Annotated in this window: 16 protein-coding genes; 13 read left to right on the top strand and 3 right to left on the bottom strand. The window is 42.2% G+C overall.

The features are described from left to right. The first annotated feature begins 205 nt into the window (after positions 1–205). From SporoP37_RS06295 to SporoP37_RS06285, 3 genes are read left to right on the top strand one after another with little or no spacing between them, the layout of a single operon-like run. Entirely contained in the window at positions 206–895 is a 690-nt protein-coding gene (locus SporoP37_RS06295; RefSeq protein ID WP_158233613.1) for a GAF domain-containing protein, read from the top strand. A gap of 17 nt (positions 896–912) precedes the next feature. After that, positions 913–1,272: a helix-turn-helix domain-containing protein gene (locus SporoP37_RS06290; RefSeq protein WP_158233614.1), complete on the top strand. Its 360-nt coding sequence runs from the start codon at positions 913–915 to the stop codon at positions 1,270–1,272. Between the two features lie 37 nt (positions 1,273–1,309). Beyond that, complete coding sequence (locus SporoP37_RS06285) at positions 1,310–2,125, top strand: ATP-binding protein (protein WP_085430528.1); 816 nt, start codon at positions 1,310–1,312, stop codon at positions 2,123–2,125. A 200-nt stretch (positions 2,126–2,325) separates the two neighbouring features. Here SporoP37_RS06285 and SporoP37_RS06280 read toward each other — a convergent pair whose 3' ends face one another. Then, a complete protein-coding gene (locus SporoP37_RS06280; protein WP_232329838.1) occupies positions 2,326–2,799 on the bottom strand; it encodes a cupin domain-containing protein in 474 nt (157 codons plus the stop codon). A gap of 369 nt (positions 2,800–3,168) precedes the next feature. Between SporoP37_RS06280 and SporoP37_RS17565 the strand changes: the two genes are divergently transcribed. From SporoP37_RS17565 to SporoP37_RS06275, 5 genes are all read left to right on the top strand, one after another. Beyond that, positions 3,169–3,291: a hypothetical protein gene (locus SporoP37_RS17565; RefSeq protein WP_255363031.1), complete on the top strand. Its 123-nt coding sequence runs from the start codon at positions 3,169–3,171 to the stop codon at positions 3,289–3,291. A 52-nt stretch (positions 3,292–3,343) separates the two neighbouring features. Further along, positions 3,344–3,466, top strand: a complete 123-nt coding sequence (locus SporoP37_RS17560) for a hypothetical protein (protein ID WP_255363030.1) — start codon at positions 3,344–3,346, stop codon at positions 3,464–3,466. 362 nt (positions 3,467–3,828) lie between these two features. Next, positions 3,829–3,951 carry a hypothetical protein gene (locus SporoP37_RS17555; protein WP_255363029.1) on the top strand — a complete coding sequence of 41 codons (123 nt, stop codon included), beginning with the start codon at positions 3,829–3,831 and terminating at the stop codon, positions 3,949–3,951. Between the two features lie 52 nt (positions 3,952–4,003). Then, positions 4,004–4,126 carry a hypothetical protein gene (locus tag SporoP37_RS17550; RefSeq protein ID WP_255414218.1) on the top strand — a complete coding sequence of 41 codons (123 nt, stop codon included), beginning with the start codon at positions 4,004–4,006 and terminating at the stop codon, positions 4,124–4,126. A 353-nt stretch (positions 4,127–4,479) separates the two neighbouring features. Then, a complete protein-coding gene (locus SporoP37_RS06275; protein WP_085430527.1) occupies positions 4,480–5,436 on the top strand; it encodes a bile acid:sodium symporter family protein in 957 nt (318 codons plus the stop codon). 50 nt (positions 5,437–5,486) lie between these two features. On the opposite strand, the gene SporoP37_RS06270 is transcribed toward SporoP37_RS06275, so the two are convergent. Next, a complete protein-coding gene (locus tag SporoP37_RS06270; protein ID WP_081242846.1) occupies positions 5,487–5,669 on the bottom strand; it encodes a hypothetical protein in 183 nt (60 codons plus the stop codon). A 114-nt stretch (positions 5,670–5,783) separates the two neighbouring features. Here SporoP37_RS06270 and nagZ point away from each other — a divergent pair, with 114 nt between their 5' ends. The 4 genes from nagZ to SporoP37_RS06250 all read left to right on the top strand — a co-directional run bounded on the left by nagZ (position 5,784) and on the right by SporoP37_RS06250 (position 12,555). Beyond that, positions 5,784–7,424, top strand: coding sequence for a beta-N-acetylhexosaminidase (nagZ, locus tag SporoP37_RS06265; RefSeq protein ID WP_158233615.1), 1,641 nt, complete (start codon positions 5,784–5,786; stop codon positions 7,422–7,424). 201 nt (positions 7,425–7,625) lie between these two features. Beyond that, the gene (locus SporoP37_RS06260) at positions 7,626–8,420 is read left to right on the top strand and encodes a VLRF1 family aeRF1-type release factor (protein ID WP_081242844.1); all 795 of its coding nucleotides are present in this window, start codon (positions 7,626–7,628) and stop codon (positions 8,418–8,420) included. A 207-nt stretch (positions 8,421–8,627) separates the two neighbouring features. Beyond that, entirely contained in the window at positions 8,628–10,991 is a 2,364-nt protein-coding gene (locus SporoP37_RS06255) for a penicillin acylase family protein (RefSeq protein WP_085430525.1), read from the top strand. A 253-nt stretch (positions 10,992–11,244) separates the two neighbouring features. Next, a complete protein-coding gene (locus SporoP37_RS06250; RefSeq protein WP_085431706.1) occupies positions 11,245–12,555 on the top strand; it encodes a purine/pyrimidine permease in 1,311 nt (436 codons plus the stop codon). A gap of 46 nt (positions 12,556–12,601) precedes the next feature. Here SporoP37_RS06250 and SporoP37_RS06245 read toward each other — a convergent pair whose 3' ends face one another. Further along, positions 12,602–12,784: a hypothetical protein gene (locus SporoP37_RS06245; protein WP_085430524.1), complete on the bottom strand. Its 183-nt coding sequence runs from the start codon at positions 12,782–12,784 to the stop codon at positions 12,602–12,604. 147 nt (positions 12,785–12,931) lie between these two features. Between SporoP37_RS06245 and SporoP37_RS06240 the strand changes: the two genes are divergently transcribed. Further along, the gene (locus SporoP37_RS06240) at positions 12,932–13,486 is read left to right on the top strand and encodes a DJ-1/PfpI family protein (RefSeq protein WP_085431704.1); all 555 of its coding nucleotides are present in this window, start codon (positions 12,932–12,934) and stop codon (positions 13,484–13,486) included. The last annotated feature ends 12 nt before the right edge of the window (positions 13,487–13,498 follow it).

Below are 13,498 nucleotides of genomic sequence, written 5' to 3'. Positions count from 1 at the left end.
AAGGGTACTGGAGTGTATTCATTTAACGATCAGTCTAGGTTGTGGAGCCGAATAACTGCTATTGAAAAGTATATCCTATCTTAGTGAATAGTCTGCCAACCCACGGAAGAATATATTATTACTACTATTCAGATTTAATAGTATATATTATAATAAAAATAGACAGAAAACTATTTGTGAATTTACAAGGGGCTTGATAAAATTGATGAATGGTTCAAAAGGTCAAACTATAGTTGAATGTTTACAGGAGTATAATTTAAAGAAAAATATTAAAGAACAGCTAAAAATAATTAATCCCCTTCTGGGTAAAAAGGAAACAGATATAAAAGTTCATTTAGCGAATGCCGTTGCTAATGATGTAATTACCAAAAGTGAAATGGATTTCTTAGAAATCAAAATGGCGCTTGGCCGGATGTGCTTAGAGTTGGAGCAAGTATTGGATAATATTTACGTTACTTTGTTGTTTTATGATAAAGAACGCAATTTAGTTTTTCATGGTGCAGGTCCCAGTATTCCAGTGGAGTTCTTTGACTTCTTTACAATTATTAATGAACAGGGAATACTGGATGAAGATTGTGCTTCATGCGGAAGAGCTATTTTTACACAGGAAGTTGTGCATTCAGATATTGGGACAAGCGAACTTTGGGCAAAATTTAAAGAAGGCATACTTGAATACGGTTTCAGGTCTTGTACCTCAATACCATTCTTTACAGACACAGGCCGGTTGGCTGGAACGTTTGCGCATTACTCTGCCACACCAAACCATCATATCACTTCAGATGAAGTGGAGATGATTCAAGAAAAAATATCGATGTTTAGTTTTGAAATACAAACGATATCTGATCGTATTCAAGAATATACGCAAGTCGGCAATGCTGAACTGACCATTATATAAAGAGGGAGGATTTACGATTGACTGTTGGAGAACGCCTGAAAACGCTTCGTTTGGAGAAAAGGCTGACATTACAGGAGGTTGCATCTAAAATAGGGCTGGCCAAATCATCCTATGCAAGTTATGAAGGGGGATATAGAAATCCCCCTATCGATAAGCTAATGGCTTTAGCGCAACTTTATCAAGTTTCAACAGATTATATATTAAACTTAACGAATGTTCCTGATTCCGTTGAATCTCTTCAAAAGCAGCAACTGAACTGGGATGGGAAAGTTTTAAGTAAAAAGGAATTAGAAATTGTTCATCAGGTTGTCGAATTAATGACGGAAAAGCAACAAGAGAATATTAAAGGCAATTTAAGACATATGGATATCGGGTAATATTCATTGTCTTTTTTTCTATAAGGGGTCGCTTAAAGTGAACAAAGTTCTGAGTGGGGGGATGAACATGGGGAGCAAATATAATAATCAATTGAGCAAGGAAAACACAGGAAATTCATATGACCATGACATGGTTAATGAACAACTGCGAGAAGCGGATACAGCATTCCTGACGGACGATAACATTCAGCTAGTCGGAAAATTAGCTGCAGGAGTAGCCCATGAGATTAAAAATCCACTTACTTCTATTAAAGGTTTTGTTCAACTGTTGAATATGGGTATAAATAAGCCTGAATATTATTCAATAATTTATTCGGAAATAGATCAAGTAGAAGCAGCAGTAAATAAACTTATTAACCTTGCGGAAACGCAATCCGTGTGCTTTCGTATAAATTCTATTGCGCGTATCTTAGAGTGTGCTGTTAAAAAGATGAATGACTTGGCTGAACGTAAAGGCATTAGAATAATTTTAAGGGCGAATAATGATTTATTATCGATTTGCTGTGACGAAATTCAACTTCAAGAGGTCTTTGAACGTATTATTAAAAATGCCATTGAAGCTTCAGCTTCTAAGAGAAACATATATATCACTTATGAAAAAAATGAATCTCATGTTCATATCACGATAAAAGATGAGGGAGCCGGTATCCCTTATGAGAAGATGATGCATCTTTTTGAACCGTCTTACTGCAACAAGAAGAACTGTACTGGTTTTGGTCTAATGATTAGCCGCAAAATTATTAAAGAACATAATGGCGCTATTCATATTAAAAGCGGGCTGGGAATGGGTACGACAGTTGATATTTGCCTTCCGCTGCAAAACTCAAAAGTCCCTGCATCTCAGCAGTTGTAATAAATTGATCCAAATGTAGCAGTGATGAATAAAACATGCTGTTACTGACTGGAAGAAAATGCTGATCGCCAAACACTCACTTTGTTTATAAAAGTAGACAAGACGCCCTCTTTCAAATAGCGTCTTGTCTTTTTTGAGTATTTTTAAAGCGCTGTTCCAAGCCCATTGAAACAAAATCCGTATGGAAGGCGCCATCAAGCTTACTTATTGCTATCGTGAGATGATTCCATCGATTCTGCAATAGCCTTTGTTTCATGAACTGTGCCGCGCGGATGATTCGGCGGGGCGTAAATAGAATATAACTTTATCGGTACACTGCCTGTATTTGTGAGATTGTGCCACGTTCCCGCCGGAATCAAAATAATATCATCGTCAGCAACTCTCCGCTCAAAATTCACCTGATTGACTGTCGGTCCCATCTGAACCAAGCCGCTGCCTTCTTCTAATCGAAGGAATTGATCGACATGGGGATGGACTTCCAACCCAATATCTTCACCAGGGGCAATGCTCATAAGAGTAAGCTGCATATGATCTCCTGTCCACAAGGCAGTACGGAACGTGTTATTGCGCTTCGCAGCTTGAGTTATATTCGTCGAAAAAGGCATCGGTCCAAAATCAGTCCGGGCACATTGCAGCGGTTCAGAAGGGCCTCCAGCGTGATGAATCTGCTGCATAGGCGGCATGACAGGGAAACAGGGCCAGAAATACACCGGCTGATAACAGCACATCATCATAAAATTAGAAGCAGATTGATCGATTACACTCATTCCCTTCGTTGTACTTTTCATCACAGTATATGTCATATACCCAGTAAAGTGTTCAGATGGGAAACAGATATGTATATAAGAACACGCTAAACCTTTTGTGACGCGAATTCACAAAGTGGTCATATGTAAGCGTTTTGATTATGAATGAATTGTGAAGGTCTTCACAAAGTAACCAAATCATGCGGGGAAAGGCGTATACTAAGAGTAACAAAAGAAGTTGACGTCTGGTTGCCGCCAAGAAAATCAAAATACCAACCAAAAAGGAGACTGAACAACATGTGGGTTATCACATTGTTCGAAACAGAAAACGTACGGATCTTTGAATATGCAAAGAAAGCAGAAGCAACTGCTGCCATGGAAAAGCTCAATGAGTACGCTGTTTTATCCTATACAAAATAAAAAAGATTTTGCATGAACATAAAAATATAAAAATTAAAGGAGACTGAGAAACATGTGGGTAATTACATTATTTGAGCAGGCCAATGTACGGATCTTTGAATACGCGGAAAAGGTAGAGGCAATGAACGCAATGAAGAAATTCAGCAAATACGCGGTTCTGTCATACACAAGATAATAACTTTACACATCACCCGCAGCGATTGCAGCTGCGGGTTTTTTATTATGTGAAAATGGCCTGGGCTGTCTGGCTTCGTTAGATACCTGATTATGTATATTGTCCAAGCGCCGATGTTTATGTTGATAAAAAGATTAAACTTTTTAATTAAATCATGCATAAGTTCATTTCCAATAACAAGAAAACGCTTGCAGACACAAAACTGCCATATGTAAGCGTTTTGACTTTGAAAGAATTGTGAAAACCTTCACATAGCCGTTTCTTTTGTTGTAGAACAGCGTATGATAGGAGTAACAAAAGAAATTGGTCAGCAGAATCCATTCAAGGAAATATGCTGCCAAACAAAAAGGAGACTGTACAATATGTGGGTTATCACATTGTTTGAACAGGCAAATGTACGAATCTTTGAATACGATAAGAAAATTGAAGCGATTAACGCAATGAAGAACTTCGGTAAATATGCTGTACTATCATATACAAATTAAGCCTTAGCTTTTATGACAATAAACGAATGTAAATGAAAAGGAGACGGTAAACATGCGGGTCATTACATTATTTGATAAAGAAAACGTAAGAATTTTTGAATATGCGGAAAAAGCAGAAGCGACAAATGCAATGAAGAACTTCAGTAAATACGCAGTACTTTCTTATACAAACTAAGCCATAGATTATTTTTAGATCACCGAATATAAAACAAAAGGAGACTGGAAAACATGTGGGTAATCACTTTATTTGAATCAGAAAATGTAAGGATCTTTGAATATGCCGAGAAATCAGAAGCGACAAGCGCAATGAAAAACTTCAGCAAATATGCAGTACTGTCATACACAAACTAAGTAAATAAATTATCACCTGCAGCGATCATCGGCTGCAGGTTTTTTGCCGTATCCCTAAATAATTCACATGCCCATTTTATAACCAGGCGTTTGAGTATGTTACTATAAGATCATATCATTACAAGAATTAGAGAACTTTTGATAATTTACAGTACAGTTACGAGGAAAGGAACATCTATGTTAGGCAAAGTGAATACATTTTTGCAGCGATGGATCGCAATATTGACACCGTTAAGTTTAGTAGTGGGTGTGCTGTTCCATTCAGTGGGAGAGCAGTTATTATTTATCGTTACTTGGCTATTTGCCTTCATGACATTTGTAGGCAGCCTAGGTATGAATGTAAAAGAGCTGCGGATGGTGGGAAAACATCCCATCGTTGTACTCGTAAGCATCGCCTTTTTGCATATCTTGATGCCAGCGTGGGCTTATCTATTATCTATTGTCTTTTTTGATGATCATTTATTGACAGTCGGCTTTGTATTAGCTGTCGCTATTCCGACGGGTGTAACGAGTGTAATCTGGGTAACCATTTCTAAGGGCAACTTACCGCTGTGTCTGTCCATTATTTTAATTGATACGCTGCTTGCACCTATAATTATGCCTGCAATTCTTCATGTAGTTGTCGGGGAAAGTATCACAATCGATATGACAGCAATGATTCTAAATTTATTATGGATGATTGTACTGCCGACGATACTCGGTATTACGCTGAATGAACTGACGAAAGGCAATGTTCAGAAGGTATGGGGATCCCGGTTAGCTCCATTTTCCAAATTGAGCCTGTTCGCGATTGTTGCGATCAACGGCAGTGCGGTTGCACCGTATGTGAAGACCATTTCCCTTGAGCTGATTGGAATAATTTCAGTCGTGCTAATGTTATCGCTGACCGGTTACGGGGCTGCTTTATTGGTTGCGCACGTACTGTGGAAAAATCCGGAGATTGCCGCGACTTTCATGTTTATCGGCGGAATGCGTAATATCGCTACAGGTGTTGTCATTGCTACTACCTTCTTCCCTGCGAAAGTTGCGATGCCTGTTGTTTTCGGTATGTTATTCCAGCAGGTGCTCGCTTCTATTTCCAGTAAGGCAGCCGCATGGTATGGAAAACGGCAATTGACTGTCAGTGAAGGGTAATAAAATAAAACAACTGCCGCTATTCTGACTCAGAGAAAGCGGCAGTTGTTTTATTTATTCTTCTTTTTCTCATTTCTCGGTCTCGAACCAAATTCTGCAGAGAATTCTTCCTGTGAAAAACCTTCAGGATGCTGATTATTACTGTTGCTTGCTTCTTTGTTTTTATTCTGATACGTACCCAGCGGATTGTGCGTTCTTTCATTCATCGTTTTCTTATTGTTTTTATTCGTCATATTCATCCACCTCCTACTGACTAAGATGGACGGAAGCTAAATTTTTATACGGTGCCTGAGAATTCCTGAAGTTGTCTGAAAAATGTTATCATGACTAAAAGGAGAGGTGGGACTATGCGAAAAGTATATAGAACTTTCCTGTTACTCATCGTCAGTGCACTCTTTCTATTCATAACAGGATGCTCCAATGAAGAGCCCGAACATGTTTTGCAGCCAGATCAACAACAACATCAAAACGAACAAATCCAATCATTGCTTATTTCTGCCCGTGAAGCGGCTGAAAAAGGACGGCTGTCTGATGAGCGCTGGCAAGCAGGGATGACCACCTATCCACAGGTCATCGATGAGCTGGGTGAACCCGACAAAGTAATACATGCAGATAACGGAAACTATGCGATTTATGAAAAAGCTAAGCTTGAACTGGTCTTAACAGCGAACAATCTGATCTGCGAAATGCGTTCTTCTCATCCTGAATTGGAAACGATAACAGAAGCCGCTGCAGAAGAGGTGCTGGGTGCGCCGGATGAATACCGCGAATCAGATGAACAAAGGGTTGCCGTCTATAATTTGAATGACGAGTACGAACTGGCTGTACGTTTTTCGGCTTCAGAAGACGCAGACGCAACTGCTGAACAAATTGCTGTCATTCATAAGCAGAGCGCTGAAATACAGTCCGTTATACAAAATATGGGGATGGATGAAAAGCTCGGGCAATTGATTATGATAGGTGTACAAGGCCCGCGGCTTGACTCTGCGGCAAAGAAATTTATAGAAGAAACGCATGTGGGCGGAGTTATTTTATTTAAACGTAACCTCGTATCAGTCACACAGTCGCTCACTTTAATCAATGAATTAAAACAAGCCAACGCAGATGCAAAAGCTCCATTGTTTATAAGTGCGGATGAAGAAGGAGGCCGTGTGACGCGATTGCCGAAAGAAATCATGAAGTCGCCTTCCAGCCGTAAAATCGGTAACGCGGAATCGGGGAAATATGCGTTTGAAGCGGGAGAATTAGCAGGCCGCAAGATGAGCGCTTTCGGATTGAATATGGACTTTGCACCAGTACTTGACGTGGACAGCAATCCCAATAATCCTGTGATTGGCGACCGTTCCTACAGTTCTGACGCAAAGCTCGTCAGTAAAGCGGGAATCCGACAGGCAAAAGGCATGAAGTCTCAGCGTGTTATACCCGTCGTCAAACACTTTCCGGGTCATGGCGATACAAGTGTAGATTCACATATTGAATTGCCGGTAATTCGTCACACAAAAGAACGTTTGCAGAACGTGGAGCTGCTGCCTTTTAAGGAAGCAATTCAGGAGGGTATAAACGCAGTGATGGTCGGTCATTTGATTGTTCAGGCCTATGATCCAAAAACGCCCGCGTCTTTTTCCAAGCCGGTGATACAAGGGCTATTGCGTGATGAATTACAATTTAATGGGGTAGTCATTACAGATGACTTAATTATGGGTGCCATCGGAAAAAACTATTCGATAGGTGATGCCGCCATTCAATCCATTTTGGCGGGAGGAGACATTTTGCTGGTCGGCCATGATTACCAGCCGGTAACGGATGTGCTTACGGCACTTCACAACGCATTAGATGAAGGGACGATTACAGAACAAAGGATCAACCAAAGTGTCGAGCGAATTTTGTTAGTAAAACAGCAGTATGAAGTGGACGATCTTCCGCATGAAAAGGTGGACGTAGAAGAACTGAACCGTCTGACTAAAGAATTGTTGAACAAGCTGCAGTGATACGCAGATGCGTTGAACGCGGAATGATCGTGCTGGAAATAGATCATCAGAAAGAAGCCGCGGAATTATTTGCATATTTTTTCAGACAGCCACTTGTAAATAGAGTGGCTGTTCTTTTTGAAAAAATTCACAGCTGATGTTTCGTTCTAATATTCATATCTGCGGGCATGCTATGTCTGAGGGAATAAGGAGGATGAATGGATGAACATTAGCGAAGAGTTGAAAATGTTGAAGGCATTTCGCTGTGATGATCGTTGCGTGCTGTCTGTATACTTAAACACAAATCCGGCAGATCGTGATCAGCAGCAGGCTGCATGGAGAATTCATTTGAAATCGGGATTGAAACGTCTGGATGAATACTTGGTCGCATCAGGCGATGAAAAAGAATTGACTGCATTCCGTTCAGTAAAAGAAGATGTAATGAAGGAAATTGAAGATAAGCAAAATGATCTGGCAAAAGGGGCCATCATTTTTGCGGCGGCAGAACCTAAAATCTGGTCTGTCCATTATGTTCAAGTTGCGGTCAAGACTAGCTTTCATTGGGAAAGTCAGGCGATGACAAATGAGTTGGAGTATATGTTACAAGCATATCCAGAAGCGGGAATAATACTCCCGAGCTACAGCGATGTACGTATTTTGGATACGGCGATGGGGAGAGTTCATGATGAAACTGTCTATGAATTTGATTCAGGCCTTGACGTCTGGAAAGAGCAAAAAGGGGTGAAGTCTTCCATTCAGCGCGGAGTAGGAGGACACACGGACGGTTTTGACCAACGCCTGAAACAAAACTTAGACCGCTTTTATAAGGATATGGGCTCTGTCGTCGGCACATTGAAAAAGAAACACAGATGGAAAGAAGTGCATGTGGCGGGGGAGGCCGAACTCGCGAAAAGCTTCGCATCCATTCTGAGTGAAAAGCCGAATAGCTGCATACACAAAAATTTCGGTAAAGCGAATAATAATCACATCATCCAAAAAATCTTCGAGTCCCGCTGAATGAATCAAGAACATGCTGCCCGGCAGACGGCAGCATGTTTTTTTGCGTTGTATGTCTTCAAAACTAAATAGGAATATGACGTGAAAATTACGTCAGCCAATAATTGTTCAGATTGTACATTTTGGTTATTTCCTGTTGAACCAATATAACTAAAGTAATTTTAGAATTTTACTAGTATACTAAGTGGTAAAGAAGGGGGTCAGCACATGGGAAAAGTAAGAAAAATTACGTTGTGGGGACTGAGTATACTGTCAATTATAATAGTAATTGCAGTAATATTTGCAAACGCTTACATCTCGAAGTCAAGACCGCTTGAAGCGGGGGAGCAACAAGTCTCTTTTATCGATGATGAAGTAGTCGTTGCACGGGACAAAAACGGTGTGCCTCACATTCACGCCGCATCGGATGAAGATTTGTACCGGGCGCAAGGATATGTACAGGCACAAGACCGATTGTTCCAAATGGATCTCGCACGCAGACAGGCAAGCGGCCGGCTGGCGGAAGTAATTGGTGAAAAAGCAGTAGATACGGATAAGCTGTTCCGCACATTCAGTCTTCGAAGTGCAGCAGAAGCCTCGTATGACGGCTATGGAGAGCATGCGAAGAAAGTGCTTGGCTGGTATGCGGAAGGTGTGAATGCTTTCATTGAGGAAGCTAAATCATCAAAAAAATTATCCTATGAATTTGCGCTATTGGGATATGAACCGGAAGAGTGGACACCGGTGGATTCATTGACAATCGGTAAATATATGGCCTATGACCTCGGCGGCAGATGGCAGCCTCAGGCATTCCGCCACTGGGCAATCCATGCATTTCCCGAAGAAAAAATGAAGGATTTATTTCTAACGTATCCCGAAAACGCTGAATCCATTATGACGGCAAATAAAGAACATACAGTAGAAGTGGCAGGACGTTTTCTTCCGGAACTGTCACCGCCTGAATTCAATGGCAGTAATAACTGGGTAGTTTCCGGAAAGAAGACCGCTTCAGGCAAACCTCTGCTTGCAGACGATCCGCATTTAGGCCTCAGCACCCCGTCCATCTGGTATCAGATGCATTTGCAATCACCGAAGCAGAATGTTGAAGGCGTAATATTTGCTGGCATACCTGGCATTATTTTAGGAAATAATGAAGATATCGCATGGGGCGTTACGAATGTCGGTCCAGACGTGCAGGACTTGTATATTGAAGTGCCGCACCCAAGTAAAAAAGGCTTGTTCCGGTATGATGGACAATGGGAAAAAGCTGAAATTCGTAACGAAATAATCCAAGTCAAAGGCGGAGAAGAAATACCGTTTGAAGTCATCGTTACACGGCATGGGCCCATCATTTCGGACGTCATGTATAAGAAAGAAAACCCAGGTGCATCATTTTCCATGCAGTGGACAGCACTTGAGCCGACATTAGAGCTGGAAGCAATCATGGAGATGAATACTTCTTCCGATTGGAACAGTTTTGAGAAGGCATTGGAAAAATTCCACGCGCCGGCGCAGAACTTTGTTTTTGCTTCCACAGACGGCACGATCGCGTATAAAGCAAATGGCCGTATACCTATTCGAAAACAAGGTGATGCACAATTGGCTGTCCCCGGTGATTCATCCAAATATGGCTGGAAAGGCTATGTGCCATATGACGAACTGCCGACTATAGTGAATCCCGAAGAAGGCTTTATCGCCACTGCCAATAATGAAGTGGCGGATGAAAACTATCCGTATCACATCACGAAGTTTTGGGCACAGCCATACCGTTTTGAACGAATTGTAGAAGTGCTGAGAGAAAAAGATGACTTTACTGTGGAAGATATGATGAAACTGCAGATGGATCAAAAAAATCTCTACGCTGCAGAATTTCTTGATGCCATGATTGATTCTGTACAGAAAAAAGATCAGTCAGGAGAATTTAGAGATACATTGAATATGTTGCAGCAATGGGATCAAGTGGATTCGCAGGACAGCAGCGCACCTTTGATTTTCCATAAGTGGATGAAGCAACTGCAACTCGATATGTTCCGTGATGAAATGCCTGCGGATGTCTACCAATTAATGCCGGGTAAAAACCAAATTACCGATGAATTATTGCGGAAAGGATATAACGGCGAAGAAAGCGTGTGGCTTGAAGAGAAGGCGGGGATCGATCAATGGGTCTACGATTCATTCGCGAACACGATGAAAAACATCGCCAATGATTTCGGAGATAATCAGGATAAATGGACATGGGGAGATTACCACCAGCTGACATTCCCGCATCCTTTGGCAAGCGCATCCCCCTTATTCGAAAAGTTATTGAATCCGAAAAAACAACCGATCGGCGGTTCAAATATTACAGTACAGGCTGCCGCATTTAAAGACGACGGCTCTGTCAACCATGGGGCCTCGTGGAGATTCGTCGCAGATTTAGCCGACTTGTCCAAAACCTACCACATTGTAGGACCGGGACAAAGCGGGCACATGAAATCCAAATGGTTCCACGACCAGGCAGAAGACTGGGCACTCGGCAACTATCATGAGACTCTCATGACAGAGAATCTTCCAGACAGCCGTGTGCTTATATTGCAGCCGAAAGGTAAATAAGTAAAACGTCTATAGATATCAGGGACTGAAGGCCAACTCGTACACACTGCGGGTTTGACTTCAGTCTTTTGTATATTGAGTTACCAACCTTCCGCAGCATAAATTGACACCAGGTGCTTAATAAGTGGTACGCATCTGCCTTTACAGCTGATGAATGTTCCTTTATCTGTTTTCTTTCGGATACGATAAAAACATTTTTCTCATGGTATACTATAAGAATTCTAAATGGCAAAGCATTATCGGAGGAATCATCATGAAACATCTGGCAGGCGGCATACAATGGGCCGTCTTTCTCATCGCTTCATCCATTGCAGCACCCATCGCCATCTCACATGTATTCGGTATGGATCCGATGGCCGCATCGCTGTTCATGCAACGAACAATATTCCTGCTCGGCATCGCCTGTCTGATTCAGGCATTTTTCGGGCACAGGCTGCCAATCAACGAAGGGCCGGCGGGATTATGGTGGGGGATTTATGTAGTGTATGCCGGGATGGTCGGCATTTTCTATACGACATCAACAGATGCTCTGCAGGCACTGCAAAGCGGTATGCTTTACAGCGGTATACTGTTTATTATATTAGCGGCCACTGGCATCATCACGAAAATGAAGGCGTTATTTACACCCGCCATTACATTTACCTATTTAATGCTGCTGATTTTGCAGTTGAGCGGAACATTCATTAAAGGAATGATGGGTGTTGAAGAAGCAGGGGACCATCTGGATCCTGCCATTACGGTCGGGAGTCTTATCGTTCTGCTGATTACATTTATTGCGATGGCAAATAAACGTCCGTCTGTCTCGAAGTATGCCGTGCTGATATCCATTGCGCTCGGGTGGGGGATTTTCCTGGCACTCGGCAAAACGCCTGCTGTAGCGAAAGTTTCAGATCAGCTGATCCAGCTGCCAAAAATGTTCGTCTACGGCAACCCTGTGTGGGACAGCGGTGTTCTCGTTACGGCAGTATTCATTACATTATTGCTAGTTGCAAACATGCTGGCCTCCATTCGTGTGATGGAACATTTATTGAAACACTCCTTTCATATCACCCCGCCTGACCGTTTGCGCCAAGGAGCATTCGCTTCAGGATTTATCCATCTGCTAGCGGGTGTGTTTTCCGCAATCGGCTCGGTTCCGATTTCAGGTTCTGCGGGATTTGTCGGCACAACACGAATGCCTTCCATCAAACCGTTTATTATCGGCAGTACGCTGCTCGTTCTCATTACACTGTTCCCTAGTGTCATGGCCATATTTGCCGCATTGCCGGCTCCTGTCGCCTATGCAGTGACGTTCGCAATCTTTACGAAGATGGTGTCCATGGCGTTTGATGAACTTGATGCCGATCCAGAAAAAGAACGCGCACGGCAAGCGGTGGCATTCGGGCTGATGGTGGGTGTAGGGACAATGTTCGTACCGGCAGAAAGTCTGTCCCAACTTCCAGCCATTGCAGCTTCTACATTATCTAACGGATTGATTACGGGCACAATTCTCGCAATCATGATTGAGCAGTATATGATTAGCAGACAAAAACGAAAACAGCACAGCGCCGGCAAAAACTCCTGACAATTGCATTGCTGTCAGGAGTTTTGCCCGCGTAGTAAGGGGAACATTATTCTTTCTTTGACCGTTTATCTTCTGTTGCACGATAGACTTCTTTCAGCGCGTCGCGATACTCTTTTCCACTTGAATTCTCCCTAGCGCGTGCTGCTTCTTCGGCACTGGCTTCAAATTCCAAGCCCATTTCTTCATTGATTGTCCCTTTATGGAACAAATGCCTAATATCTCTCTCCATAGTCATCCCTCCTCTTTCGTACTATGGCTTGTTTTGCCATAGATATACATAGCGCGGGTATTTTTGCAGAAAGAAAGAGGATTATCTATGGAATTGTCGAAAGAAGTGAAGTAGCAGCAAAATTCAGAACAGGGAGAGTGTATGAATATGAGCAAAAAAGTATTGATTCTAGGCGGGGATGCCGTAGAAGCGCTGGAAATATTCTATCCGTATTATCGCTGTCTGGAAGAAGGATTTGACACGACTATTGCTTCACCTTCTGTGAAAAAATTATATACAGTTACACATGACTTCGTTGACGGAATGGAAACGTATGTAGAAAAGCCTGCGTATGGCCTGGATTCACATATTGCTTTTCAAGATGTCAATCCTGCTGAGTATGATGCGCTCATTATCCCGGGAGGACGGGCGCCTGAATATATTCGTTTGGATGACTCATTACCGGGCATCGTCCGTCATTTCTTTGAGGAGAATAAACCCGTGGCAGCGGTTTGTCATGCGGCGCAAGTATTATCCGTCATTCCTGATCTTATGAAAGGCAGGGAATATACAGCCTATATTGCCTGTAAGCCGGATGTTACAGCAGCAGGCGCCACATACATTGAAAAAGATCTTCATACGGAAGGAAACCTCGTGTCAGGACATGCCTGGCCGGATCTTCCTGGCTTAATGAGAGAATTTATGAAAATGGTCAATAAATAAAATTGCATACGC

The organism is Sporosarcina sp. P37, from assembly GCF_002109365.1.
Taxonomy (GTDB): Bacteria; Bacillota; Bacilli; order Bacillales_A; family Planococcaceae; genus Sporosarcina.
This window is presented reverse-complemented; position numbering and strand designations above follow the sequence as displayed.